Source organism: Microbacterium atlanticum (assembly GCF_015277815.1).
Lineage (GTDB): Bacteria > Actinomycetota > Actinomycetes > Actinomycetales > Microbacteriaceae > Microbacterium > Microbacterium atlanticum.
In genome coordinates this window covers 2,226,401-2,250,946 of record NZ_CP063813.1, presented here as the reverse complement: position 1 = coordinate 2,250,946, position 24,546 = coordinate 2,226,401, and the positions used below count along the sequence as shown (strand labels likewise).

The following is a 24,546-nucleotide window of genomic DNA, read 5'->3' as shown; positions in this document are numbered from 1 at the left end:
GGACCGGAGTGAACCCGACATGCGCACCGCCGAGTACCCGGCCCCCGAACGCATCCTGCTGCACCTGAGCGACACCCACCTCCGGGATGCCGCCACCCCGCGCCTCTTCGACGCCGTCGACGGCGCCGAGCGCCTGGCGCAGACCATCGCCGCCATCGAGTCCAGCGCCGTCAGGCCCGACGCGATCGTCGTCACCGGCGATCTCGCCGATCTCGGCGAGCCCGGCGCGTACGCCACCCTGAGGGCGCTCATCGAGCCGTTCGCCGCGCGCCTGGGTGCGCGCGTGCTGTGGGTGATGGGCAACCACGACGACCGCGGCGCCTTCCGAGCGGGCCTCCTGGACGAGGCATCCGACGTGGATCCGGTGGACCGGGTCGACGAGCTCGACGGCCTGCGTGTCATCACGCTCGACACCACGGTCCCCGGCCGGCACCACGGCGAGGTGAGCGACGCACAGCTCGCGTGGCTGGCCGGCGTGCTCGCGACGCCGGCGCCGCTCGGAACCGTCCTCGCGATGCACCACCCCCCGGTCCCGAGCGTGCTGCCCCTCGCGGCCACCGTCGAGTTGCGCGACCAGCGGCGCCTGGGCCATGTGCTGCGGGGCACCGACGTGCGCGCGATCATCGCCGGGCACCTGCACTACTCGACCTTCGCGACGTTCGCGGGCATCCCCGTCTCGGTGGCCTCGTCGACCTGCTACGCGCAGGATCTCACCGTGCCGGCCGGCGGCACCCGGCCGCAGGACGGCGCCCAGGCGTTCAACATCGTGCACGTCTACGACGACACGGTGGTGCACTCGGTCGTGCCGGTCGACGCGCCCCGCGCGCTGGAGCACATCGACGCCGACGAGGCCGCGCGCCGGCTGTCGTCGGCGGGCGTGGCGCCCTTCAGCGCCGCGCGGCGGGATGCGCCGACCGAGCCGATTCCCGTGCTGCGCTGACGTCGTCCCGCTCCCACGGCGCGCGGACCGGGAACATGCGCTCGAGTGCGTCGCGGATCGCCCGCACGCGGATCTCCTCGGGCACCTCGGCCTCGCCGCCGTCGTTGAGGCAGAACATGTCGGCGTCCGCGCGCTCGGTGAGCCGCTCCATCCGGCGCAGTCCCGAGGCCACCGTCGTCTGCACGTAGCGCACGCGGGGGGCACGCGTCGCGATCGCCCGCCCCGTGAGCAGCGCGTAGTAGTGGTACAGGCTGTTGGTCACCGAGATGTCGGTGGCGGAGCGGAAGCGGGATGCCGCGGTCCGGGCGAAGTCCTCGGGGAACGCCGCCTCGAGCTCAGCCATCACGCTCTTGCGCAGCGGCGCCGCGCAGTGCTCGAGGTCGCGCACGATCGTGCGGCCGAACCGCTCCCGCAGGAGCGCGCGATTGACCCGCAGCCCGTTGTCGTGACCGCTGCGATGCGGTGCCGGGGCGCCGGGGCCGATGCGCACCTCGCACTCGACGAACTTCGTCACCCCGCCGGGCGTGAAGAACATCTCGGGCTCGACGGGCCGGCCGAAGAACATGTCGTCGTTCGAATACAGGAAGTGCTCGGCCAGCCCCGGGATGCGGTGCAGCTGCGCTTCGACCGCGTGGGAGTTGTGCGTCGGGAGCACCGACGGGTCGGCGAAGAACTCCTCGCTGCGCACGACGGTGACCTTCGGGTGGTCGGCCAGCCATGCGGGCACCGGGGAGTCGGTCGCGATGAAGATGCGCCGCACCCACGGCGCGTACATGTGCACGCTGCGCAGGGCGTAGCGCAGCTCGTCGACGTGCCGGTAGCGCGCCGGCCCGTCGTCGCCTTCGCCCACGACGTACTCGGCCATCTGGGCGGCCCGCTGTCGCTGGAACTCGCTGGCGGAGCCGTCCACCCACGAGAAGACGATGTCGATGTCGTCGGTCACTTCGAGCGGCTGCGGGTCGAACATGCCGGCGATCGTGCGCCACCGGCGGCCGTGGCGCTCGACGGTCTCGTAGGCGATGTCGCCTAAGGCGGTGGTGCGGCGGGTCAGCGCGTTGTCGCGCGGCGCATCGACGGTGTCGGCGCCGAAGCGCCAGAACTCCAGGTGCACACCCCAGGCCGCCCCGTAGCGGTGGTCGCCCGACCGGGTCAGGCGCGGCCGGTACACGCGCACGACCGACGGGGTCTCGGCGACGGCGGTCGCATCGCTCGCGAGCACCGGCGCGCGACCCTTGGCCTTGACGTACAGCGGCTCGCGGTCGCAGACGGCCGCGAGCGCCGCCTGCGCGGCGTCGCGGCGGCTCAGGTCGACGACCAGGGCGGGGAGGCGCCGGTCGTGGCGGACGAGGAGGACCTCGATGCCCGCCTCCTCGAGCGCGGACGCGACCAGCAGCAGGTCGGCCTCGCGCGCCTCGTGCGGTGCGAGATCGTCGTGGACGAGATGGAGGATGCCGCGGTCGACGACCACGTCGGGACGCTCGATGAGCGCGGTCGACGGGTCGGTGGCACGGGGCAGCGCAGACAGCATGGTCATGCGGTCCTCCTTCTGGGCGAGGCGGGTGGGCGGTGACGCGGGGGCGGGGCTCACGCCCGGTGACGTCACCATAGGCAGATTCCGTTACGAGGACGTTTCGGGGCGAGGCCCTTGACACGGGGTCCGATGATATGTCCTCGGCGGCCTCCTGCGCGCACCGGTCCACGCCGATAGCCTGGACCGGTGACCGAAGACGCGCGCTACCTCTCCCGTGGAGGAGACCTCCACCGCCCCTACACCGCCGCTGCCGACCGCTACTCGGGATCGGCCTACCGCCGCGTCGGCACCTCCGGGCTCACGCTGCCGCCGGTCTCGCTGGGGCTGTGGTGGAACTTCGGCGACAACATCCCCTTCGACAACCAGCGCGCGCTGCTGCGGCATGCGTTCGACCGCGGCATCACCCACTTCGATCTCGCGAACAACTACGGACCGCCGTACGGCACGGCCGAGACGAACTTCGGCCGGATGATTCGTGAGGACTTCGCGCCGTATCGCGACGAGCTGATCATCTCGTCCAAGGCCGGCTACGACATGTGGCACGGACCCTACGGGGACGGCGGGTCGCGCAAGTACATCATCGCCAGCGCCGAGCAGTCGCTGAAGCGGATGGGCATCGACTACGTCGACATCTTCTACTCGCACCGCGTCGATCCCGAGGTGCCGATCGAGGAGACCGTGGGCGCCCTCGACACGCTCGTGCGCCAGGGCAAGGCGCTCTACGTCGGCATCTCGTCGTACAGTGCCGAGCGCACGGCGGTCGCGGCATCCGTCGCCCGTTCCCTCGGCACCCCGCTGGTCATCCACCAGCCGGCGTATTCGATCCTGAACCGCTGGGTCGAGGACGGCCTGACCGGCGTGCTGAAGAAGGAGGGGATGGGTGCGATCGCGTTCACGCCTCTCGCGCAGGGCCTTCTCACCGACAAGTACCTCGCCGGCGGCACCGCCGACCGCGCGCAGCAGCGGGCATCGCTTCCCGGCGGCCCCCTCAGCGACAAGGGCCTGTCGACGCTGCGCTCGCTGGACGTCGTGGCCAGGGAGCGCGGGCAGACGCTCGCGCAGATGGCGATCCAGTGGGTGCTGCGGGACCCCGTGGTCGCCTCGGCGCTCATCGGCGCCTCCCGTCCCGCTCAGCTGGACGAGAACCTGAAGGCGCTGGAGGGCCCGGCCTTCACCATGGAGGAGGAGGAGCGCATCGACGCACTCTCGGACGGGATCGACGTCGACCTCTGGGCGGAATCGGCGAACCGGTGAGCCAGGCCCTCGCCGCCGACGGCGTCAGGGTCCGGGCGCCGGGCAAGCTCAACCTGTTCTTCCAGGTGGGCGGCGTGCAGCCGGACGGGTATCACGACGTCGCGTCGGCGTACCAGGCGGTCTCGCTGTATGAGGACGTGTGGGCCACGCCTTCCGACGAGTTCACGGTCGCCGTCACGGGCACCGTCGACGTCTCCGGAGTGCCCGCCGACGACCGCAACCTCGCCGTCCGGGCAGCCCGCCTCGTCGCGCAGCGGATCGACCACGCCGGCGGGGTGCACCTCGACATCGTCAAGCACGTGCCCGTCGCCGGGGGAATGGGCGGAGGGTCGGCGGATGCCGCCGCCGCCCTGGTCGCGTGCGATGCGCTGTGGGGCGCGGAGCTCGGCACGGCGGAGCTGCTGAAGCTCGCGTCGCGCCTCGGCGCCGATGTGCCCTTCGCCCTGCTGGGCGGCACCGCGATCGGAACCGGGAGAGGCGACCAGCTCAGTCCGGCTCTCGCCAAGGGCCGTTTCGACTGGGTCGTGGTCCCTTCGGACGCCGGGCTGTCGACGCCCGAGGTCTATGCGCACCTCGACGAGCTGCGCGATCGCCCCGACATCGCCGGCGGCCCCCGGGTGCCGGCGGTCGACCCGGGCGTGCTCCAGGCGCTGCGCGCCGGCGACCCGGTCGCGCTGGCCGAGCATGCCCGCAACGACCTGCAGATCGCCGCGCTGTCGCTGCGCCCCGACCTGCGCGCGGTGCTGGAGCTGGGCGAGGCGTCCGGCGCGCTGACCGGCATGGTCTCGGGATCCGGCCCGACGCTCGCCTTCCTCGCCGCCGACCCCGAGTCGGCGCTCGAGGTGCAGATCACGCTGTCAGCGGCGGGCTATGAGGCCCTCCACGTGCACGGGCCCGTCACCGGCGCCCGCGTGCTGCCGTAGGAACGACCGAATCGACCCAGCCGCGCACCGCGGCGGAGAGGGAAGACCCATGAACGCGTCCGATGCCCACGCCCTCGTCGGCGAGACCGACCGCGCCGCCTTCCGCGCGGGCGACGTCGACCCCCGGTCGCGCGAGCGGCTCGCCGAAAGCGGCCTGGTCTACCGCCGCGTCGCCGTCGACGGCGACGAGTTCGCGCCCTGGCAGCAGTCGGTCGCACGCGGGTTCCAGGACGGGGAGCGCAGCGACGAGCAGATCGCGGCGTCGCGCGAACGCAGCGCATACCGCCGGCTCACGGGTGTGTACGACGGCGCCACGCCGGTGCCGGAGGCTCCCGTGGCGACGATCGCGTCGTGGATCGGCGAGCTGACGGTCCCCGGCGGACGCGCCATCCCGTCGTGCGCGATCTCGGCCGTCACCGTCGCGCCGACGCACCGCCGGCGGGGCGTCGCGCGGGCGATGCTCGAGGGCGAGCTGCGCGCCGCCCGGGACGCCGGGCTTCCGATGGCGATGCTCACGGTGAGCGAGTCGACGCTGTACGGACGCTACGGGTTCTCGCCGGCCGCGGCAGGCGCCTCGTGGCGCATCGAGACCAAGCGGGCCGGGTGGGTGGGGCCACGCCCCGACGGGCGCATCGACTTCGTGAGCCGCGAGAGGGTGCGCGAGCTGATGCCGGTGCTGCATGACCGCGTGCGCCGGCGCACCGCGGGCGAGATCGATGTGCCCGGCAGCCACTGGGACAACTTCGCCGGCACCAACCCGACCGCCGAGAAGGCCACCGAGCGCCGCGCCGTGCAGTACGCCGACGCGGACGGAGAGGTGCGGGGCGCGGCGGTGTACACGGTGCGCGAGAACCACGACGACTTCACCAAGGCCACGGTCAACGTCCACTACCTGCTGGCGGAGACGGATGCCGCGTACGCCGCGCTGTGGCGGTTCCTGCTGGAGCTCGACCTGGTCAGCGAGGTGCACGCCGGCGAGCTGTCGGTCGACGAGCCGCTGCTGTGGATGATCGCCGACCAGCGGGCGGCGACGGTCACGGTGCGCGACCACCAGTACGTGCGGATCGTCGACGTGGTCGCGGCCCTCGACACCCGCCGCTACGGCGCCCCCGGTCGTCTCGTGCTCGAGGTCTCGGACGTGCTCGACCTCGCCGGCGGCCGCTACCTGCTCGAGGTCGACGACACGGGCGCCGGACGGGTCAGGGCACTGGCCGACGATGAGGCGCCGGCCGGTGCCGTCGTGGTGAGGCTGGGCATCGCCGAGCTGTCGGCGACGTACCTCGGCGGTGTCTCGCTCGCCACTCTCGCCGCGGCGGGCCGGGTGAGCGTGGCGGATGCCGCGGACGAGGCCGCCGACGGCACCGGACCGCTCGCGCTCGCGACGCGCGTGCTGTCGTGGCACGCCGCGCCGAGGCTCAGCATCTGGTACTGATCGCCGGTCAGCGTGGGGTCCACTGCGGATCTCCGGGTGGCGGTGGGCTGCGCTCAGGGCGCGTTATGCCGCGAGCGTGGTGCCGGACGCGGTCTCGTCGGTCACCGGCACATTGCCCGGGACGGCCAGCCAGCCGAGGTACGACCCGTCGAGCTCGACGACGTCGAACCCGCCGCGACGCAGGGCGCTGGCCGTGACGCTGTTGCGCACGCCGCTCTGGCAGTACGTGACGATCGTGCCCGCGCCCGCGAGCCGGGCCCGCTCCCACAGGGCGCGTCCGCCGCTGAGCTGCTGCGCGCCGGGCAGGTGCCCCGCCGCGTACTCCGTCCTGTTGCGCACGTCCAGCAGGAGCGAGTGCGGGAATCCTCCGAGGGCGTCCGGCGCCACCGTGGCGGGCGTGACGAGGTCGAGGCCCGCGAGAGACGTCGCGAAGCCGGCGACCGCGTCGATCCCGACGCGGACCAGATGATCACGCAGCTCGTCGGCGTGTTCGCGGTCCTCCCCCAGGACGACCAGCGGGCGGCTCTCGCGCTCGGGGTCGTACACCCACGCGCCGTAGGTGGCGGCCTTCGCCGCACCCGGGATGTTGAGCGAACGGGCGACCGTCCCCTCGTGCACCTGGCGGTGGTGGCGGGTGTCGACGAAGATCACCTCATCGGCGGACAGCGCCGCCCGCAGGCGGTCGGGTGCGTACTCGACCAGGGGGGGCCGGGGACCGAGAACGGCGGGGCCGCTCTTGTTCTGCGCCTTCATCCGCGCGAAGTACGCGTGGGCGTCGGGCTGGCCGCTGAGCAGTTCGTCGACGAAGCCCTGCTCGTCGTCGTCGCGGAGATAGCGGCTCCACCACGCGAAGGCGCGCTCGTAGCCGACGGTCGACGTGGGCACCGCGCCGAGCGCCTTGCCGCACGCGCTTCCCGAGCCGTGCGCGGGGAGCACCTGCACGTAGTCCGGCAGCGTGAGGAACTTCTCGCGCAGACTCGCGAAGAGGTCCCGGGCTCCGGAGAAACGTGTGCCGACGCCGCCCGCCGCTTCGTCGAGCAGATCGGGGCGCCCGATGTCGCCGACGAACACGAAGTCGCCGGTCAGCATGAAGCCGGGGGCGTCGGCATGGGCGCCGTCGGTGACGAGGAACGACAGATGCTCGGGGGTGTGGCCCGGGGTGTGCACCGCCGTGACGGTGATGTTGCCGATCCGGATCTCGTGACCGTCCTTCATCCTCACCGCGTCGGCGAAGCCGCTGCCGTACGTCCAGTCGGGGCCGCCCTCGTCGGAGACGTGCATCGTCGCGCCGGTCCTGGCCGCGAGCTCGCGCGTGCCGGACAGGTAGTCCGCGTGGATGTGGGTCTCGGTCACCGCAGTGATCGTCATCCCGTTCTTGCGGGCGATCTCGAGATAGACGTCGACGTCGCGGCGCGGGTCGACGACGATCGCCACGCCCTCGGCCTGACATCCGATCACGTAGCTCGCCTGGGCGAGGTCCTCGTCGTAGATGTGCTCGAGCAGCATGTCGGTCTCCGTCGTCTGGTCAGGCGGCGTCCGCGCCGCGGGGTTCGTGTGCGGCGATCTGTCGCCGGACGTCGTCCATGTCGAGGGCGCGGGCGCCCGCGACGAGCTGCTCGAGCTGGGGCGCGGCGAGGGCGCCCGGCTGCGAGAAGACGAGGATGCCGTCGCGGAAGACCATCAGGGTGGGGATGGAGGTGATGCGCATCGCCGCGGCGAGCTGCTGCTCCGCTTCGGTGTCGACCTTCGCGAACACGATGTCGGGGTGCCGGGCGGCGGCCTGCTCGAACACCGGTGCGAACGCCCGGCAGGGACCGCACCAGGCGGCCCAGAAGTCGACGAGGACGATGCCCTCGCCGGTCACGGTGGTCTCGAAGTCGGCGGCGGTGAGTGCTGTCGTAGTCATGGGTTCCGGTCCTATCGGCTGAAGAGGCGTGCGAAGAAGCCGCCGCGGGTCGCGGTCGCGGCGTCGCGCTGCACCGCGGTGTGGTTGCCGTCGCACCATTGCGAGGCCGGCACGGTCCGCTTCACGGACTGCACGTGCTCTCCGCACCCGGCCCACGTCGTCTTCCCGCAGATGCGGCATGTCGTTGCCCTGCACATGAATCCACTCGCTTCCGTTTGATCGCATCAATACTCTGGGGGGTATAACACCACTATACCCCACGGGGTATTATCGATGTCAAATCCGATCGGAAGGATCCGCCATGACGGACCGCAGTGGGGCCATCTCGGCCTACGACCCCGAGGCTCAGCGCAAGATCGCCAACCGGCTGCGACGGGCGCACGGCCAGCTCGCCGCCGTCATCGCGGCGGTGGAGGGCGACGCGCACTGCCGGGACGTCGTCCAGCAGCTCTCGGCCGTCTCCAAGGCCATCGACCGGGCGGGCTTCCTCGTCATCTCGACAGCGCTGAAGGGGTGCCTGTCGGACCCCGACGCCGACGGCACCCAGCCCGACGAACTGGAGAAGCTCTTCCTCTCCCTCGCCTAGCCTGGAAGGGACATGGCACATCTTCTGGGGGCCGAGGCCCTTCACCTGGAGTTCCCGACGAAAGTCGTCTTCGACGGCGTGTCGCTGGGCATCGACGAGGGCGACCGCATCGGCGTCGTCGGGCGCAACGGCGACGGCAAGTCGAGCCTGCTGGCGATGCTGGCCGGACGCCTGGAGCCCGACAGCGGGCGCGTGACGGTGCGCGGCGGCGTGCGCGTCGGCGTGCTCGACCAGGCCGATCACCTCGACGACGCCCTCACGGTGCGGCAGTCGGTCGTCGGCGAACGCCCCGACCACGAGTGGGCGGGGGACGCCCGGGTCCGCGACGTCATCGCGGGGCTCCTGGGGGACCTGGCGTGGGACGGGTCCGTCGCCGGGCTCTCCGGCGGCCAGCGGCGCCGGGTGTCGCTCGCGGCGCTCCTCGTCGGCGACCACGATGTGCTGTTCCTCGACGAGCCGACCAACCACCTCGACGTCGAGGCGATCGCCTGGCTCGCCGACCATGTGAAGCGCCGTTGGGCGGCGAACCAGGGCGGGCTCCTGGTCGTGACGCACGACCGCTGGTTCCTCGACGAGGTGTGCACGACGACCTGGGAGGTGCACGACCGCATCGTGGAGCCGTTCGAGGGCGGCTACGCGGCGTACATCCTGCAGCGCGTCGAACGCGACCGGCAGGCGGCGGTGATCGAGCAGCGACGACAGAATCTCGCCCGCAAGGAGCTGGCGTGGCTGCGTCGGGGGGCTCCCGCCCGCACGTCGAAGCCGAAGTTCCGCATCGACGCCGCGAACGAGCTCATCGCCGACGTGCCCGAGATCCGCGACGCCACCCAGCTGCGCTCGCTTGCCGTCTCGCGCCTGGGCAAGGACGTCGTCGACCTCCTCGACGCCGCCGTCTCGTACCACGGGCGAGAGGTGCTGCACCCCGTCGAATGGCGCATCGCCCCCGGAGAGCGCACCGGCATCCTCGGTGTCAACGGCGCCGGGAAGTCGACGCTCCTGGGTCTCGTCTCGGGCGACGTCGAGCCGACGACGGGACGGGTGAAGCGCGGAAAGACGGTCAAGGTCGCCACACTCACGCAGCGGCTGGACGAGCTCGAGGAGCACCTGGACGAACCGGTGCGCATCGTCATCTCGCGGCTGCGCACGACCTACACCTTCGGAAGCGGGTCCAAGGCGCAGGAGCTCACGCCTGGCCAGCTCCTCGAGCGCATGGGCTTCCAGAGCGCGCAGCTCTCGACGCCGGTGAAGGACCTGTCGGGTGGACAGAAGCGGCGGCTGCAGCTGCTGCTCATCCTGCTCGAACAGCCCAACGTGCTCATCCTCGACGAGCCGACGAACGACCTCGACACCGACATGCTCGCCGCGATCGAGGATCTCCTCGATTCGTGGCCCGGCACGCTCCTGGTCGTCTCCCACGACCGGTACTTCCTCGAGCGCGTCACCGACCAGCAGTACGCGATCCTCGGCGGCCGCCTCCGGCACCTTCCGGGCGGCGTGGACGAGTATCTGCGGCTGCGCGAGCGGGAGCGCGCTGCCGGTCCGGCGACGACGAAGGGGACGGATGCCGCGCCCGCCGCAGCCGCCGTGCCCGGGTTGTCGGGCCCCGAGCTGCGGGCCGCGCAGAAGGAGGTCGCGGCACTGGAGCGGCGGCTGGAGAAGCTCGAGGCGCAGATCCACGCCGCGCGAGCGGCGCTCGCCGACCACGACCAGTCCGACTACGTCGGTCTCGGCGCCGAGATGGCGCGCATCGGAGAGCTGGAGAAGGACCGGGACGGCGTCGAGGAGCGCTGGTTCGAGCTCACCGAGCAGATCGGCTGACCCGGGGCGCTACAGCCGGTCCGCCGCGTCGAATCCCAGGCTGAGCTTTCGCAGCAGTGCGGCCAGCCGGTCGCGGTCGGCGCGCGACAGACTCTCGAGCAGCAGCGCCTCCGCGTCGACGAGACGCGTGATCGCGGCATCCACCCGGATCCTGCCCTCGTCGGTCAGCGTCACCAGCACGCTGCGACCGTCGTCGGGATCGGACTCGCGGCGCACCAGGCGGCGGCCGACGAGCCGGTCGATGCGGTTGGTCATGGTGCCGCTGGAGACGAGGGTCTGCTGCAGCAGCTGCTTGGGGCTCAGCTGGAACGGCTCGCCGGCCCGCCGCAGCGCCGACAGCACGTCCCACTCCCAGGGCTCCAGCTCGCTGCGGCGGAAGGCGTCGCGTCGCGCGCGATCGAGATGGCGCGAGAGCCGGTCCACGCGCGACAGCACCCCCAGCGGCGAGAAGTCGAGGTCCGGCCGCTGCGTGACCCACGCCTCGACGATCCGGTCGACCTCGTCGCTCTGCGCCGTCATGCCCCCATTATCGCGGGACGGGGGAGCGGAACCGGTCTGGCAGACTTGACGGGCGGCTCCGCCCCACGGACGCCGCGGTCCGCCGTGGTGTAATGGCAGCACGACAGCCTTTGGAGCTGTGAGGTCCAGGTTCGAGTCCTGGCGGCGGAGCATGACCGACACCTCCCGTGACACCCCGCTGGCCGTCGTCGTCCTCGCCGCAGGGCAGGGCACGCGCATGAAGTCCTCGCTGCCGAAGGTGCTGCACCGCATCGGCGGCCGCCCGCTCGTCGGGCACGTGCTCGACACCGCCCTCGCGCTCCGGCCGGAGCGGGTCGTGGTGGTCGTCCGCCACGAGCGGGACCTGGTCGCCGAGGCGGTGGCCGGCGCCGCGCCCGACGTCGTCGTCGTCGACCAGGATGAGATCCCCGGCACGGGACGCGCCGTCGAGGTGGCCCTGGACGCGCTCGAGGACTTCGCCGGCGATGTGCTGGTGCTGAGCGGCGATGTGCCGCTCCTGGAGGTCGACACGCTCGCAGCGCTCGTGCGCACCCACCGCGACGGCGCCGTCGCCGCCACGGTCCTCAGCGCCACGGTGGGAGACGCCACCGGGTACGGACGCGTCATCCGCGATGCCGACGGCGCGGTGTCGCGGATCGTCGAGCAGAAGGACGCCACGGCGGACGAGGCATCCGTCACGGAGATCAACGCGGGCGTGTACGTCTTCCAGGCGACCGCGCTGCGCACCGAGCTCGCCCTCGTCGGCACCGCCAACGCGCAAGGCGAGAAGTACCTCACCGACGTCGTCGCCCTGCTGCGCGGCGACGGGTTCGCCGTGGCCGCCCAGCCGGCGCCCGACGCCGCCGCTGCGCTCGGCGTGAACGACCGCGTTCAGCTGGCCGAGGCCGCCCGCCTGCTGAACGCGCGCACGGTGCGGCGGTGGCAGCTGGAGGGGGCGACGATCCTCGACCCGGCGACGACGTGGATCGACGTGGACGCGAAGCTGGCCGCCGATGTGACGGTGCTGCCCAACACCCACATCCTGCGTGCGACCGTCATCGGAGAAGGCGCCACTGTCGGACCCGACACCAGTCTCGTGGACTGCGAGGTCGGCCAGAACGCGACCGTCACCCGCACCGACGCCACTCTCGCCGTCATCGGCGCCGGCGCGACGGTCGGACCGTTCGCGTATCTGCGACCGGGCACGTACCTCGGCGACAGGGGCAAGATCGGCACGTTCGTCGAGACGAAGAACTCGACCATCGGCGAGCGCAGCAAGGTGCCGCACCTGTCGTACATCGGCGACACCACCATCGGCACGGGCGTGAACCTCGGCGCCGGCGCCATCACCGCCAACTACGACGACATCGCCAAGCACCGCACCGAGATCGGCGACGAGGTGCACACCGGCTCGCACAACGTCTTCGTGGCGCCCGTTAGGATCGGAGACGGCGCGAAGACCGGGGCAGGGGCCGTCATCCGCAAGGATGTCCCCGCCGGTGCCCTCGCTTTGAGCGTCGCCCCCCAGCGCAACGTCGAGGGGTGGGTCGAGAAGAACAGACCGGGAACCGGTGCGGCGGATGTCGCCGCCAGGGCCCGCGGCGCACAGAAGGCGGACGATGGCGCGCAAGAAGAAGACCGTTGAGCTCGACCGGGCGAACGACATCGCCCCGGGCCTCGTGGCGAAGACCAAGAAGCGCCTCGTCATCGCTCGCGGCAGCTCGCACCCGGAGCTGGCCGAGAAGGTCGCGGAGCAGCTGAGCACCGAGCTCGTCCCCACCGAGTACCGCACCTTCGCGTCGGGGGAGATCCTCACCCGCTTCGAGGTGTCGATCCGCGGCTGCGACCTCTTCCTGATTCAGAGCTTCGGCCCGCCGGTCAACGAGTGGCTGATGGAGACGCTCATCATGCTCGACGCCGCCAAGCGCGCGTCGGCCAAGCGCATCACCGTGGTCGCGCCGTACTTCCCGTACTCGCGACAGGACAAGAAGGGCCGGGGCCGCGAGCCGATCAGCGCGCGGCTGGTCGCCGATCTCTTCAAGACCGCCGGCGCCGACCGGGTCATGAGCGTCGACCTCCACGCGGCGCAGATCCAGGGCTTCTTCGACGGGCCGGTCGACCACCTCTTCGCCAAGCCGGTGCTGCTGGAGTACTTCGAGAAGACGCTCGGCGACGGCGATCGCGAGCTGCTGACGGTGGTCTCGCCCGACACCGGTCGCGTGCGCGTCGCCGACACGTGGTCCGACAGCCTCGGGGCGCCGCTGGCGATCATCCACAAGCGCCGCGACCCCAACGTCGCGAACCAGGTCACGGTCAACGAGATCGTCGGCGAGGTGGACCGCCGGGTGTGCCTCCTCGTCGACGACATGATCGACACCGGCGGCACCATCGTGAAGGCAGCGGAGGCGCTCAAGGCCAACGGCGCCGTCAAGGTGATCGTCGCCGCGACCCACGCCATCTTCAGCGAACCCGCCGCCCAGCGCCTGCAGAGTCCCGCGATCGACCAGGTCGTCGTCACCGACACGGTGCCGATCCCCGACGAGAAGCGGTTTGCGAGCCTTACCATTCTGCCTATCGCGCCCCTGCTCGCACGCGCGATCCACGAAGTGTTCGAGGACGGCTCCGTCACCAGCATGTTCGACGGAGCGGCCTGACGCCGACGCCGAACGAGGCGGCCGGGGATCCCCGGTCCTTCCGGGGCGGCGGCACCGGAGGGACGGAGTGAGGATGCCGCAGCCGCTGACAGAGGCCCGCCTGACCGTGGCGCGGCCGTGGGCGCTGGCGGCCGACGCCGTTCTCGCCCATCTCGAGGCTGACGCCGCGGGGCTCAGCTCCGCCGACGCCGAGCGCCGGCTGGACATCGCGGGACCGAACCGCCTCCCGGAGCCCGCGCGCCGACCTGCAGTGCTGCGGTTCCTCTCGCACTTCAACGACACCCTGATCTACATCCTCCTCGGCGCGGCGGTCATCAAGGCGCTGATGGGGGACTGGCTGGACTTCTGGGTCATCATGGCGGTCGCGATCATCAACGCGGTGATCGGCTACATCCAGGAGGGCCGCGCCGAGAAGGCGCTCGCCGGGATCCGCGGGATGCTGTCGGCCGATGCGAGCGCCCGCCGCGACGGCGGGTGGGTGACCGTGCCGGCGGCCGATCTGGTTCCCGGTGACGTGGTGCAGCTGATGCCCGGCGACAAGGTTCCCGCCGATCTCCGGCTGCTCCAGGCGTTCCAGCTGCGGATCGACGAGGCCGCGCTCACGGGCGAGTCGGTGCCGTCCTCCAAGACCGACGACCCCGTCGCCCCCGACGCCGGCGTCGGCGACCGCCGCTCGATGGCCTTCTCGGGCACCATCGTGAGCGCAGGTCAAGGCCGAGGTGTCGTCACCGCGACCGGCGCGACCACCGAGCTCGGCCGCATCCAGACCCTCGCCGACGAGGCCGAGGCGCTCGCCACGCCGCTCACCCGCCAGCTCGACGGCTTCGGCCGGGTCCTCACTCTCGTCATCCTCGCGATGGCCGCGGTCATGATGATGATCGGCCGCTTCCTGCACGGGATGCCGTACCCCGAGCTGATCTCGGCGGCCATCGGCTTCGCCGTCGCGGCGATCCCGGAGGGGCTGCCCGCACTGGTCACCATCACCCTCGCGATCGGCGTGCAGCAGATGGCCCGCCACAACGCGATCACCCGCAAGCTTCCCGCCGTCGAGGCGCTGGGCTCGGTGACCACCGTCTGCTCCGACAAGACCGGCACTCTCACCCGGAACGAGATGACGGTCCGCCACATCGTGACCCCGCTCGGGCACTACGACGTGACGGGGCTCGGCTACCGCCCCGAGGGACGCATCACGCCGACCGGTGGCGCGAGCGGGGCGGAAGGCGACGTCCTGCCCGGCGACCTGTCCGCGATCCTCGCGATCGCCACGCTGTGCAACGACGCGCACGTCGTGCGCGACGACATCAGCGGCGCGTGGAACCTCGTCGGAGAGCCCACCGAGGGCGCGCTGAAGGTCGTGGCGATGAAGGGCGGGGTCGGCGGCGCGGGCGGCCGGCGCATCGCGGTGATTCCCTTCGACTCCGCCAACAAGCTCATGGCGACGCTCAACGAGGCGCCGCGCTCCGGAGGCGGCACCGGCGAGGTGTCGCGGGCGATCCTCGTCAAGGGCGCGCCCGACCGTCTGCTGGAGCGCTCGCTCACGCAGCGGGGCAGGCGCGGCTCCGAGCCGCTGGACCGTGCGCGCTGGGAGGAGGAGATCGCGGCGCTCAGCTCCCAGGGCCTGCGCGTGCTCGCCGCGGCGCGCAAGCCCGTGCGCGCGACCACCGACGCGTTCGGGCTCGACGATGTCATCGACCTCGAGTTCATCGGGCTGTGGGGAATCGTGGATCCGCCGCGTCCCGAGGCGGTCGCCGCGATCGCCGACTGCCACACCGCCGGCATCGCCGTGAAGATGATCACGGGCGACCATGCCGGCACCGCCCTCGCGATCGCGCGCGAGATGGGCCTGGCGGGCGCCGACGCCGAGGTGCTCACGGGCACCGAGCTCGAAGCGCTCAGTCAGGAGCAGCTGCGCGAAGTGGTGCGCGATGTGGACGTCTACGCGCGCACCAGTCCGGAGCACAAGATCCGCATCGTGCGAGCGCTCCAGTCCCACGGCGAGGTCGTCGCCATGACGGGCGACGGCGTCAACGACGCCCCTGCGCTCACGCGGGCCGATGTCGGCATCGCCATGGGCATCAAGGGCACCGAGGCGACCAAGGAGGCCGCCGAGTTCGTCCTGGCCGACGACAACTTCGCCACCATCCGCAGCGCGGTCGCAGAAGGCCGGCGCATCTACGACAACCTGCGCAAGTCCATCGTGTTCCTGCTGCCCACCAACGGCGCGCAGTCGCTCGTGATCCTCGTCGCGGTCGTGTTCGGCCTCGCCCTTCCCCTCACGTCGGTGCAGGTGCTGTGGGTCAACATGGTCACCGCGGTGACCCTCTCGCTCGCGCTGGCCTACGAGCCGGCCGAGCGCGGGATCATGAGGCGGCCGCCGCGCGCGACCGGCGGGCCGATCATCGACCGCGCGGAGCTCGGCTTCGTGCTGGTGGTCTCGCTCCTGATCGGCGGCGCGGCGATGGGCGTGTTCTACGGCGTGTCCGCGACGGGGGTGCCGATCGAGGTCGCCCGCACCGAGGCGGTGCTCATGCTGGCGCTCGGTCAGCTGGCGTACCTGTTCAACTGCCGCTTCCTGACCCGGTCCAGCTTCACCCTCGACGTGCTCCGGGGGAACAAGGCCATCTGGTGGTCGGCGCTCGCTCTCATCGTCCTGCAGCTCATCTACACCTACGTCCCCTTCATGAACGTGCTCTTCGCCTCCCGCCCGCTCGAGCCATCGGCATGGGTGCTGCCGCTCGTGCTGTCGATCGCGATCTTCCTCGCCGTCGAGGCGCTGAAGGCGCTGCTGCGCTCCCGGGCGCGGCGACCGGGAGGCGCACTCAAAGGTGGCTCATAGGAGGCGTTGCCAGGATCGACCGACGGCGCCCACGCGCCGACGACACCACCAGGAGGACCGCGCATGATCCGCATCGCCCTCGCACCCCGCAGCGCGCGGGTCGGCGCCGCACTGACCGCCGCCGCCGGGATCGCGCTCCTCGCCGGCTGCGCGCCCGCGGCATCCGAGGCCGAAGAGCCCGGCCCGGGTTCGGACGGAGGCTCGACCAACGGGTCGACCGGCGCCGCCTCAGGCTCGTACGCGGACGGAACCTACACCGCGGACGGCTCGTACACGACCCCGGAGTCGGTCGAGACCATCACCGTCACCGTGACGCTGCAGGACGACGTGATCACCGACGTCGAGGTGACCGGCGACCCGCAGAAGCGTGAGTCCGAGGAGTACCAGGGGCAGTTCATCGGCGGTATCGCCGACGTCGTGGTCGGGCAGGACATCGACGAGATCTCCGTCAGTCGCGTGGCCGGCTCGTCGCTGACGAGCGGCGGATTCAACCGGGCGATCGAGACCATCAAGTCCGAGGCGGCCGGGTAGGCATGAGCGGGGCGCCGTCCACCTGGCGCTTCGACGCCATCGGCACCGTGTGGGACGTCGTCACCGACCAGCCGCTGTCCCCGCCGGCACGTGACCGGGTGCGCTCGCGCATCGACGCGTTCGACCGCACGTGGTCGCGATTCCGCCCGGATTCGACGGTGACCCGTATCGGCCGCGGCGGGGGAGTTGTGGACCTGCCGCCCGATGCGCAGCCGATGCTCGACGCCCTCGCGGCCGTGTCGGAGGCGACGGGCGGCGCCGTGAACCCCCTGGTCGGGGCATCCCTCGACGCGCTCGGCTACGACCCGCAGTACTCGCTGGAGGATCGCGGACCGGTGGCCGCACCGGCCGACTGGCGCGCGGTGCTGGCGTGGGACGACGCCCGGCTCGCGCTCGCGGTGCCGGCGACGATCGACGTCGGCGCACTCGGCAAGGGCCGGCTCGTCGACCTCGTGCTCGACATGGTCCGCGACGAGGCGGCGGGCGACGTCATCGTCGACGCCGGCGGCGACCTCGCCGTGCGGGGGCGGCCGCAGCGCATCGGTCTGGAGCATCCCTTCGACCCGCGGCGTGCGATCGGCGTGTGGGAGGTGACGGATGCCGCGCTGTGCGCGTCCGCGGTCAACCGGCGCTCCTGGCTCTCGGCCACCGGCTCGTCGCTGCACCACGTGCTCGACGCGCGCACGGGCCTGCCGGTGCGCACGATCGCCGCGACGTGGGCCCTCGCGCCCGACGCCATGACGGCGGACGCGGTGGCGACCGCGCTGTTCTTCGACAGCGGGCCGCGCCTCGCGCACGCGTGGGACGTGGCGTGGGTGCGCATGACGACCGACGGCCGCGTCGAGTGGTCTCCCGGCTGCGACGCCGACCTGTTCGTGCGAACGGATAACGTGGAACGGTGACCGAGCCCCTCCCCGGACACGCCGTCGCGGTCGCCCGCGACGACGCGCATCGCTTCAGCAAGCCCATCCGCGAGAGCATCACCCTGATCGCCGGGATCGGCGCCCGGGTCCACCGGCCTCGCTCCCCGCTCACGTCTCTCGCGGTGGTGTGACATGGGCACCCTCACCGCCGTCTGGAACCGCGTCTTCGCGGTGCTCGGCCGCGTCTCGATGTACCGACTGGTCTACATCGCACTCGCCGCCCTCGCCGTGATCGCCCTGGTGCTGTCGCTGCTCGACCTCGTGGCACCCGGCCCGGTCGAGCTCATCGCGACCCTGCTGGTCCTGGCCGCCGTCTGCTCGGGGGTGGACGCCGCCGCCCAGCGGATGCTGGGGCTGCCGTGGCGCGTGGAGTCCTCGCTCATCACCGCGCACATCCTCCTGTTCGTGCTGCGCCCCACCCTGGAGCTCGCCGGCCTCGCCGGAATCGCCATCGCCGCCGCGGTCGCGTCACTCTCGAAGTACGTGCTCGCCTGGCGCGGGCGCCACATCTTCAATCCCGCCGCGGTGGGTGCCACCGCCCTCACGCTGCTGAGTCTCGCCTGGCCGCAGCTGGGGTCCTCGGCGTGGTGGGTGGGCACGCCGGCGCTCGCGGCCCCCGTCATCGTCCTCGGCTTCGCGGTGCTGCTGCGCACCGAGAAGCTGCGTGTCGTGGCGGTGTTCCTCGTGACGGCCGTCGCGGTCGCGGTCGTCCGCACGGCCGCGCAGTCCCAGGCTGCTGGTCTCGAGATGCAGATCCTCGACGTGCTGTGGCCGGTGCTGTGGTCCTCGCCGTTCCTCTTCCTCGGCGCCTTCATGCTGTCCGAGCCGCTCACGCTGCCGCCCCGCCGCTGGCAGCAGTTCACCGTCGCGGCGGTCGTCGGGGTGCTCGCCGGGTGGCCCATCCCGATCGGCGACATCACGCTCGGCCAGGAGCGCGCCCTCCTCATCGGCAACCTCGTCGCCTTCGCGTTCGCGCTGCGCACCGCCGTGCGGCTGACCCTCGTCGCCCGGTCCGAGCCCACGCCGACCGTCGAGGAGCTCACGTTCCGCGTCCACGACCGCCTGGCGTTCCTGCCCGGACAGTACCTCGAGCTCGAGGTGCCGCACCGCCACCCCGACGCGCGCGGCACGCGTCGCGAGTTCAGCATCGTCTCCGCACCCGAGGACCTGCCGCTGCTGAAGGTCGCGTTCAAGGACGGCAAGAGCACCAAGCCGCTGAGCTCCTACAAGAAGGCCCTCGCGCGGGTGCAGCCCGGCGACGACCTCGCGATCACCGGCGTGTGGGGCGACTTCCTGCTCCCCAAGCGCGACGCGGCGCCCATCCTGATGGTCGCCGCCGGCATCGGCGTGACGCCCTTCGTGTCGCAGCTGCGGCACCTGGGGGCTGCCGGCCGCGAGCGCGACATCGTGTTGGTCTACGTCGCGTCGGATGCCTCGGAGCTCGCGTTCCGCAGCGAGATCGAGGCATCCGGTGCCCGCGTGGTGGTCTTCACACGCGACCGCCCCGCCGATCTGCCTCGCCACTGGCAGTGGGCGCAGGGGGTGCGCCTCGATGCCGACGGACTGATTCGCGTGGTCCCCGACATCGCCTCGCGCCACGCCTACATCTCGGGGCCGGCCGGACTCATCGCCGAGCTCGCGCCCGCGCTCGAGCGCGCCCGCTCGATCACCACCGACGCGTTCAGCGGCTACTGAGCTGCGACGTCCACCGCCGCGGCGGCGGGGTCGAGCGGACGGGCGGGCAGGCGCACCTCGAACGTCGTGTCACCGGGCCGGCTGTCCACCGAGATCGAGCCGCCGTGCGCGTCGACGATCGCGCGCGCGATCGACAGGCCGAGGCCGGTGCCGCCGGTCTGGCGTGCGCGCGAGCGGTCGCCGCGCGAGAAGCGCTCGAACAGCTCGTCGGCCAGGCGGGGATCGACGCCGGGACCGTCATCGTGCACGCGGAGCACGGCCGTCCCGTCGTCGCGGGTCACCGTCACGGTCACCGTCGTCCCCGGGGGCGTGTGGGTGCGCGCGTTGGCGAGCAGGTTCGTGAGGACCTGCTGGAGGCGGCCGGCGTCGCCGGCGACCACCACGGGCTCGTCGCCGACCTCGAGCAGCCACTGATGATCGGGACCGGTCGGACGGGCGTCGCCCACGGCGTCGATCGCGAGGCGCGTGAGATCGACCGCGCCGTACACCAGCTCCTGACCCTCGTCGAGTCGGGCCAGCAGCAGCAGATCCTCCACGAGCGAGGTCATCCGCAGCGACTGCGCCTGGATGCGTTCGAGCGACGCCTCGGTCGTCTGGAGGGTGGCGGTGGCGGGGCCCGGCTCCGGCCGCGGCCCCAGCCCGAGCGCCTTGAGCGACAGCTCGGAGTAGCCGCGGATCGACGCCAGGGGCGTCCGCAGCTCGTGGCTCGCGTCGGCGACGAACGCCCGCATGCGCTTCTCATTGCGCTGACGCGCGGTGAGCGACTCGTCCACGTGGTCCAGCAGCGTGTTGAGCGCCTCACCGACCCGCCCCACCTCCGTGCGAGGGTCGGCCTGGCGAGCAGGGACCCGCTCGACGATCGACACCTCGCCGTGGTCCAGCTGCTGACCCGAGACGCGCTCGGCGGTGGCGGCGACGGCGCGCAGCGGCGCCAGCCCCGCCCGGATCGTCCACGCGGTGGCCACGGCCAGGAGCACGAGGCCGCCGGCGGTCAGGAGTCCGATCGTGGTGAGCATGCGGGCGATCGTCGCCGCCACCTCGTCGCGGGCGAGCCCGACGACGACGATGGACTGGCCCAGGACGTCGCGCGCCTCGATGCGGAAGGTGCCGATGTCGTCGATGGTGACCACCAGCGGCCCGCTCGCGCGGAGCCCGTCTGCGAGCTGGGCGATCTGCGCGTCGTCGAGCGCGGTCACCGTCCCGTCGGCTTCGGTGACCGCCGCTGTCGGTGCGGACAAGGGCGTCTCGATGGCGAGCAGGAACCCCGGCTGCTGCGGCTGCTGCTCCAGGATCTCCTGTGCGGTCAGCCCTGCCGCGATGGGTCCCCGGGTGAGCACGGCCGTGCGGTCGGCGGTCGAGCGCAGCTCGCTGCTCAGGCCCTCCTCCAGCACCGTGCCCAGGATGGCGCTGGTCGCCACGGCGACGAGCACCATGATGAACGACGTGATGCCGACGACCGTCACGATGAGTCTGCGCTGCAGCGTCCAGGGGGCGCGGCGGGGCAGCTCGCCGGCGCGGCGGTCGTGTCCGGCCGGGGCCGCGTCGTCGGCGGGCGGCGGCGCGGGGGCCGCAGCTGCGCCGGTCGCGGCATCCATCTCCGGGGTCGAGTGATCCCGATCGGTCACTGGGGCGCCTTGATCATGTAGCCGACCCCGCGCACGGTGTGGATGAGCGGCTCGCGGCCGGCGTCGATCTTCTTGCGGAGGTACGAGATGTACAGCTCGACGACGCTGGACCGGCCGCCGAAGTCGTAGTTCCACACCCGGTCGAGGATCTGCGCCTTCGACACGACGCGTCGCTGGTTGCGCATGAGGTACCGGAGCAGCTCGAACTCGGTCGCGGTCAGCTCGATCTGGTCACCCGCCCGCTCGACCTCGTGACTGTCCTCGTTGAGCGTCAGGTCGCCGACGCGGAGGATCGGCTCCGCTCCGGCCGCATGCGCCGTGCCGGCGCGGCGCATGAGCCCGCGGAGCCGCGCGACGACCTCCTCGAGGCTGAACGGCTTGGTGACGTAGTCGTCGCCGCCGGCGGTGAGGCCGGCGACCCGGTCGGCCACGGCGTCCTTCGCGGTGAGGAACAGCACAGGCACGTCGTCTCCGGACTGCCGCAGCCGCTGCAGCACCGCCATGCCGTCGAGGTCCGGCATCATGATGTCGAGCACCATCGCGTCCGGCTCGAACTCGCGTGCCGACTGCAGCGCCTCGAAGCCCGACCCGGCGGTGCGGACCTCCCAGCCCTCCATCCGCAGCGCCATCGACAGCAGGTCCGTGAGCATCTGCTCGTCGTCGACCACGAGGACGCGCAGGTTCGAACCGTCGGGGCGCAGGAGTGCGGGCGCGGGGGTGCTCATGCGTCCATTGTGGACCCCGACCTATGGGCTTCCTATGGAGCCCGCTATGCGCCGGCTGTGAACGCTTCACACCCTTCAGGTGGCGCAAGTGGCGGCCTTCGATGATCGCAGGACGCAGAGTGCGTCAGCCGAACGAGGATGCGATGGGCCGGAGGCCGGTGGCTGACGCGCGTGCTGCGGCTCAGCCCGCCGACCGGGCGTGGGCCGCGATGCGGTCGAACAGCGCGTCGAGGTCCTGGTCGGCCCGCTGCGCGTCGGGGTTCGCGTCGTAGTACCCGATGATCCGCCGCGCTCCCTCGTCGAAGGTGATCGTCGTGCGGAACTCCGGCACGAGCGCCGTGACCTTCGAGACGTCGAACACCATCGAGTGCGCCTTGTCGCCGATCAGGCCCGGCGCGACCTCGGGGGCGAACGTGGCGATCGTGTCGGAGGCGACGTGCACGATGTCGGGGGCCGCCACGCCGGCGGCGTCGGCCAGCCAGCCGTAGATCTGGTTCCAGGTCGGCGCGTGCGTCCCGGTGATCGTGAACGCCTCGCCGATCGCCTGGGGGTTCGCCAGCAGCCCGGTGAACGCCACGGCGAAGTCGTCGCTGTGCGTGATGGTCCACAGGCTCGTGCCGTCGCCGTGGACGATCACGGGGCGGCCCGCGCGCATGCGGGCGATGTCGGTCCAGCCGCCGATCGTGGGGAGCAGGCGCTCGTCGTACGTGTGCGAGGGGCGAATGATCGTCACCGGGAGCCCGCGCTCGCGGTGCGCGGCGACGAGCACGTCCTCGCAGGCGATCTTGTCGCGCGAGTACTGCCAGAAGGGGTTGCGCAGCGGCGTGGACTCGGTGACGGGCACCCGACGCGGCGGCTTCTCGTAGGCCGAGGCCGAGCTGATGAACACGTACTGCCCGGTACGCCCTTCGAAGAGGTCGAGATCGGTGGCGATGTGGTCCGGCGTGAAGGCGAGGAACTCCGCGACGACGTCGAAGCGGCGGTCGCCCAGCGCATCGCGCACCGCGGCGGGGTCGCGGATGTCTGCCTCGATCAGCTCCGCCTCCGCGGGGAGGGGGCGTCGGCCGCTGCCGCGGTTGAGGACCGCCACATCGTGCCCGAGGGCGACGGAGCGGCGCACGCACGCCGCGCTGATGGTTCCGGTACCGCCGATGTAGAGGATGCTCGTCACCCTCGCGAGCCTAGCCCCGGCCGCAGGGGACGAGGGCCGCAGCCCGCTGCCTCACCCGGTGCGCGATGTCGGTCCCGCGCCCTAGTCTGGCGCCCATGAGCATCGACGACCTCAGCGCCGGCTCCGTCGGCACCGTCATCCGTCCGGGCGACCCCGAGTGGGAGTCCGCGCGTCGCTTCCACTCCGGCATCGGCTCGCCCGCCGCCGTCATCCGCGCCTCCTCCGTCGACGACGTGAGGGGCGCGATCCGCTACGCCTCGGCCGAACGGCTCGAGGTCATGATCCGCGGCGGCGGCCACAGCGCGTGGGGCGAGGTGCCCGGTGGCCTCACCCTCGACATCTCCGCCCTCGACGACATCTCGGTCGACGGCACCCGGGTGCGGATCGGTGGCGGTGCGCGATGGGGCGCGGTCGCCCACGCGCTCGCCGAGCACGGCCTCGGGATCAGCTCCGGCGACACGGCATCGGTGGGTGTCGGCGGGCTCACGCTCGGCGGCGGCATCGGCTGGATGGTGCGGTCGTGGGGCCTCGCCTGCGACCAGCTGGTGGGCGCGCAGCTCGTCACGGCGCGCGGCGACGTGGTGGAGGTGACGGATGCCTCGCATCCCGAGCTGCTCTGGGCGCTGCGCGGGGGCGGCGGCAACTTCGGCGTCGTGACCCGCTTCGACTTCGAGGCGCACCGGCTGGACGGCGTGGTGCACGCGGTCTTCGCCATCGACGGCGATGCGCGCCCCGCCCTGCAGGTGATGCGCGACGTCCTCGCCGACGCCCCGCGTGAGCTCACCGTGACCTACATGGACATCCCGCCGATGGACCCGAACGCCCCCGCCGGGGCCACGGTGACGGCGGTGTGGATCGGCACCGACGAGGCCGCGGCGCGACGCGTACTCGCTCCGCTGGCGACCGCGCCCGGCGTGTCCGAGCGCGATTTCGGCATGCAGAGCTATCCGGATGTGCTGCTCGACGCCCCCGAGTTCGACCCGGAGCACCCCATGCCCGGCTTCCTCGGTGGCAACACGCTCGTGGCAGACCTCGACGACGACGCCATCGACCGGATCGCCTCGTTCCGCGAGGCGAGTCCGGCCTCCGTGGTACTGCTGCGATCGCTCGGCGGGGCGTTCGGCGACGTCGCGCAGGACGACTCGGCGTTCCCCGCACGGAGCGCGACGTGGTTCGCGATGGCCGGAGCCTTCGACATCCCCGGCATGGTCGACGACGACGCCCGCGCGCGGGCGCTTGCGGCATGGGATGCCATCGAGGCGCAGGGCTCGGGCGTGTACGGCAACTTCGCTGTGACGGTCGACCCCTCGTACGCGGCGCGGATGTATCCGCCGGCCACGATGGCGCGCCTGGCGGCGGTCAAGCGCGCGTGGGACCCCGGCAACGTCTTCTGCCGCAACCACAACGTGCAGCCGGGACCGGACGCCGAGGGGCACGGCGCCTGAGACGCCGAGGGCGGATCCCCGGGTGGGGATCCGCCCTCGGACGCGCACGCCCG

General features: G+C 72.1%; 22 protein-coding genes and 1 tRNA gene. 15 read left to right on the top strand and 8 right to left on the bottom strand.

From position 1 onward, the window contains the following. The first annotated feature begins 19 nt into the window (after positions 1-19). On the top strand, positions 20-940 hold the full coding sequence (locus tag IR212_RS10285; protein ID WP_194395831.1) for a phosphodiesterase: 921 nt from the start codon (positions 20-22) through the stop codon (positions 938-940). On the opposite strand, the gene IR212_RS10280 is transcribed toward IR212_RS10285, so the two are convergent. Continuing rightward, positions 888-2,474 carry a stealth conserved region 3 domain-containing protein gene (locus tag IR212_RS10280; protein WP_194395830.1) on the bottom strand — a complete coding sequence of 529 codons (1,587 nt, stop codon included), beginning with the start codon at positions 2,472-2,474 and terminating at the stop codon, positions 888-890. The two genes, IR212_RS10285 and IR212_RS10280, sit on opposite strands and share 53 nt — an antisense overlap. 183 nt (positions 2,475-2,657) lie before the next feature. On the opposite strand from IR212_RS10280, the gene IR212_RS10275 reads away from it, so the two are divergent. Genes IR212_RS10275 through IR212_RS10265 form a run of 3 tightly spaced genes read left to right on the top strand, consistent with a single transcriptional unit; the run spans position 2,658 to position 6,080 of the window. Then, positions 2,658-3,725 (top strand): aldo/keto reductase, encoded by a 1,068-nt coding sequence (locus tag IR212_RS10275; RefSeq protein ID WP_194395829.1) that lies wholly within the window; start codon positions 2,658-2,660, stop codon positions 3,723-3,725. Then, complete coding sequence (locus IR212_RS10270) at positions 3,722-4,648, top strand: 4-(cytidine 5'-diphospho)-2-C-methyl-D-erythritol kinase (RefSeq protein ID WP_194395828.1); 927 nt, start codon at positions 3,722-3,724, stop codon at positions 4,646-4,648. Before IR212_RS10275 ends, IR212_RS10270 begins: the two co-directional genes overlap by 4 nt. A gap of 49 nt (positions 4,649-4,697) precedes the next feature. Beyond that, complete coding sequence (locus tag IR212_RS10265) at positions 4,698-6,080, top strand: GNAT family N-acetyltransferase (RefSeq protein ID WP_194395827.1); 1,383 nt, start codon at positions 4,698-4,700, stop codon at positions 6,078-6,080. A gap of 63 nt (positions 6,081-6,143) precedes the next feature. On the opposite strand, the gene IR212_RS10260 is transcribed toward IR212_RS10265, so the two are convergent. The 3 genes from IR212_RS10260 to IR212_RS10250 are packed head-to-tail and all read right to left on the bottom strand — an operon-like array spanning position 6,144 to position 8,183. Next, positions 6,144-7,586 (bottom strand): MBL fold metallo-hydrolase, encoded by a 1,443-nt coding sequence (locus tag IR212_RS10260; protein ID WP_194395826.1) that lies wholly within the window; start codon positions 7,584-7,586, stop codon positions 6,144-6,146. 19 nt (positions 7,587-7,605) lie between these two features. Further along, on the bottom strand, positions 7,606-7,986 hold the full coding sequence (gene trxA, locus IR212_RS10255; protein WP_194395825.1) for a thioredoxin: 381 nt from the start codon (positions 7,984-7,986) through the stop codon (positions 7,606-7,608). An 11-nt stretch (positions 7,987-7,997) separates the two neighbouring features. After that, entirely contained in the window at positions 7,998-8,183 is a 186-nt protein-coding gene (locus tag IR212_RS10250; protein WP_194395824.1) for a hypothetical protein, read from the bottom strand. A gap of 104 nt (positions 8,184-8,287) precedes the next feature. Between IR212_RS10250 and IR212_RS10245 the strand changes: the two genes are divergently transcribed. Both IR212_RS10245 and IR212_RS10240 read left to right on the top strand, forming a co-directional pair. Continuing rightward, positions 8,288-8,572, top strand: coding sequence for a metal-sensitive transcriptional regulator (locus tag IR212_RS10245; protein ID WP_194395823.1), 285 nt, complete (start codon positions 8,288-8,290; stop codon positions 8,570-8,572). 12 nt (positions 8,573-8,584) lie between these two features. Continuing rightward, positions 8,585-10,390 carry an ABC-F family ATP-binding cassette domain-containing protein gene (locus tag IR212_RS10240; RefSeq protein WP_194395822.1) on the top strand — a complete coding sequence of 602 codons (1,806 nt, stop codon included), beginning with the start codon at positions 8,585-8,587 and terminating at the stop codon, positions 10,388-10,390. Between the two features lie 9 nt (positions 10,391-10,399). Here IR212_RS10240 and IR212_RS10235 read toward each other — a convergent pair whose 3' ends face one another. Then, entirely contained in the window at positions 10,400-10,909 is a 510-nt protein-coding gene (locus tag IR212_RS10235; protein ID WP_194395821.1) for a MarR family winged helix-turn-helix transcriptional regulator, read from the bottom strand. Positions 10,910-10,987: 78 nt separating this feature from the next. Here IR212_RS10235 and IR212_RS10230 point away from each other — a divergent pair. From IR212_RS10230 to IR212_RS10195, 8 genes are all read left to right on the top strand, one after another. After that, positions 10,988-11,059, top strand: a tRNA-Gln gene (locus IR212_RS10230). Between the two features lies 1 nt (position 11,060). Further along, the gene (gene glmU, locus IR212_RS10225; protein WP_194395820.1) at positions 11,061-12,533 is read left to right on the top strand and encodes a bifunctional UDP-N-acetylglucosamine diphosphorylase/glucosamine-1-phosphate N-acetyltransferase GlmU; all 1,473 of its coding nucleotides are present in this window, start codon (positions 11,061-11,063) and stop codon (positions 12,531-12,533) included. After that, entirely contained in the window at positions 12,508-13,542 is a 1,035-nt protein-coding gene (locus IR212_RS10220) for a ribose-phosphate diphosphokinase (protein WP_194395819.1), read from the top strand. Before glmU ends, IR212_RS10220 begins: the two co-directional genes overlap by 26 nt. A 73-nt stretch (positions 13,543-13,615) precedes the next feature. Next, a complete protein-coding gene (locus IR212_RS10215; protein ID WP_194395818.1) occupies positions 13,616-16,378 on the top strand; it encodes an HAD-IC family P-type ATPase in 2,763 nt (920 codons plus the stop codon). Positions 16,379-16,441: 63 nt separating this feature from the next. Further along, positions 16,442-16,909, top strand: a complete 468-nt coding sequence (locus tag IR212_RS10210; RefSeq protein ID WP_194395817.1) for an FMN-binding protein — start codon at positions 16,442-16,444, stop codon at positions 16,907-16,909. A 2-nt stretch (positions 16,910-16,911) separates the two neighbouring features. After that, a complete protein-coding gene (locus IR212_RS10205; RefSeq protein WP_194395816.1) occupies positions 16,912-17,811 on the top strand; it encodes an FAD:protein FMN transferase in 900 nt (299 codons plus the stop codon). Beyond that, the gene (locus tag IR212_RS10200) at positions 17,808-17,963 is read left to right on the top strand and encodes a hypothetical protein (protein WP_228479264.1); all 156 of its coding nucleotides are present in this window, start codon (positions 17,808-17,810) and stop codon (positions 17,961-17,963) included. Before IR212_RS10205 ends, IR212_RS10200 begins: the two co-directional genes overlap by 4 nt. A 1-nt stretch (position 17,964) precedes the next feature. Next, positions 17,965-19,527 carry an FAD-dependent oxidoreductase gene (locus tag IR212_RS10195; protein ID WP_194395815.1) on the top strand — a complete coding sequence of 521 codons (1,563 nt, stop codon included), beginning with the start codon at positions 17,965-17,967 and terminating at the stop codon, positions 19,525-19,527. Here the strand turns inward: IR212_RS10195 and IR212_RS10190 are convergent. From IR212_RS10190 to IR212_RS10180, 3 genes are all read right to left on the bottom strand, one after another. After that, the gene (locus IR212_RS10190; RefSeq protein WP_194398639.1) at positions 19,521-21,122 is read right to left on the bottom strand and encodes a sensor histidine kinase; all 1,602 of its coding nucleotides are present in this window, start codon (positions 21,120-21,122) and stop codon (positions 19,521-19,523) included. The genes IR212_RS10195 and IR212_RS10190 overlap by 7 nt on opposite strands. Positions 21,123-21,148: 26 nt before the next feature. After that, complete coding sequence (locus tag IR212_RS10185; RefSeq protein WP_194395814.1) at positions 21,149-21,877, bottom strand: response regulator transcription factor; 729 nt, start codon at positions 21,875-21,877, stop codon at positions 21,149-21,151. A gap of 181 nt (positions 21,878-22,058) precedes the next feature. Continuing rightward, positions 22,059-23,048: an SDR family oxidoreductase gene (locus tag IR212_RS10180; RefSeq protein WP_194395813.1), complete on the bottom strand. Its 990-nt coding sequence runs from the start codon at positions 23,046-23,048 to the stop codon at positions 22,059-22,061. A gap of 95 nt (positions 23,049-23,143) precedes the next feature. On the opposite strand from IR212_RS10180, the gene IR212_RS10175 reads away from it, so the two are divergent. Then, entirely contained in the window at positions 23,144-24,493 is a 1,350-nt protein-coding gene (locus IR212_RS10175) for an FAD-binding oxidoreductase (RefSeq protein WP_194395812.1), read from the top strand. Positions 24,494-24,546: the final 53 nt, after the last annotated feature.

Coding starts and splice junctions, on each gene's coding strand:
- IR212_RS10285 (WP_194395831.1), top strand. CDS start 20: ATGCGCACCGCCGAGTACCCGGCCCCCGAACGCATCCTGCTGCACCTG.
- IR212_RS10250 (WP_194395824.1), bottom strand. CDS start 8,183: ATGTGCAGGGCAACGACATGCCGCATCTGCGGGAAGACGACGTGGGCC.
- IR212_RS10190 (WP_194398639.1), bottom strand. CDS start 21,122: ATGGATGCCGCGACCGGCGCAGCTGCGGCCCCCGCGCCGCCGCCCGCC.
- IR212_RS10235 (WP_194395821.1), bottom strand. CDS start 10,909: ATGACGGCGCAGAGCGACGAGGTCGACCGGATCGTCGAGGCGTGGGTC.
- glmU (WP_194395820.1), top strand. CDS start 11,061: ATGACCGACACCTCCCGTGACACCCCGCTGGCCGTCGTCGTCCTCGCC.
- IR212_RS10220 (WP_194395819.1), top strand. CDS start 12,508: ATGGCGCGCAAGAAGAAGACCGTTGAGCTCGACCGGGCGAACGACATC.
- trxA (WP_194395825.1), bottom strand. CDS start 7,986: ATGACTACGACAGCACTCACCGCCGCCGACTTCGAGACCACCGTGACC.
- IR212_RS10240 (WP_194395822.1), top strand. CDS start 8,585: ATGGCACATCTTCTGGGGGCCGAGGCCCTTCACCTGGAGTTCCCGACG.
- IR212_RS10175 (WP_194395812.1), top strand. CDS start 23,144: ATGAGCATCGACGACCTCAGCGCCGGCTCCGTCGGCACCGTCATCCGT.
- IR212_RS10195 (WP_194395815.1), top strand. CDS start 17,965: ATGGGCACCCTCACCGCCGTCTGGAACCGCGTCTTCGCGGTGCTCGGC.
- IR212_RS10260 (WP_194395826.1), bottom strand. CDS start 7,586: ATGCTGCTCGAGCACATCTACGACGAGGACCTCGCCCAGGCGAGCTAC.
- IR212_RS10210 (WP_194395817.1), top strand. CDS start 16,442: ATGATCCGCATCGCCCTCGCACCCCGCAGCGCGCGGGTCGGCGCCGCA.
- IR212_RS10205 (WP_194395816.1), top strand. CDS start 16,912: ATGAGCGGGGCGCCGTCCACCTGGCGCTTCGACGCCATCGGCACCGTG.
- IR212_RS10265 (WP_194395827.1), top strand. CDS start 4,698: ATGAACGCGTCCGATGCCCACGCCCTCGTCGGCGAGACCGACCGCGCC.
- IR212_RS10280 (WP_194395830.1), bottom strand. CDS start 2,474: ATGACCATGCTGTCTGCGCTGCCCCGTGCCACCGACCCGTCGACCGCG.
- IR212_RS10185 (WP_194395814.1), bottom strand. CDS start 21,877: ATGAGCACCCCCGCGCCCGCACTCCTGCGCCCCGACGGTTCGAACCTG.
- IR212_RS10215 (WP_194395818.1), top strand. CDS start 13,616: ATGCCGCAGCCGCTGACAGAGGCCCGCCTGACCGTGGCGCGGCCGTGG.
- IR212_RS10245 (WP_194395823.1), top strand. CDS start 8,288: ATGACGGACCGCAGTGGGGCCATCTCGGCCTACGACCCCGAGGCTCAG.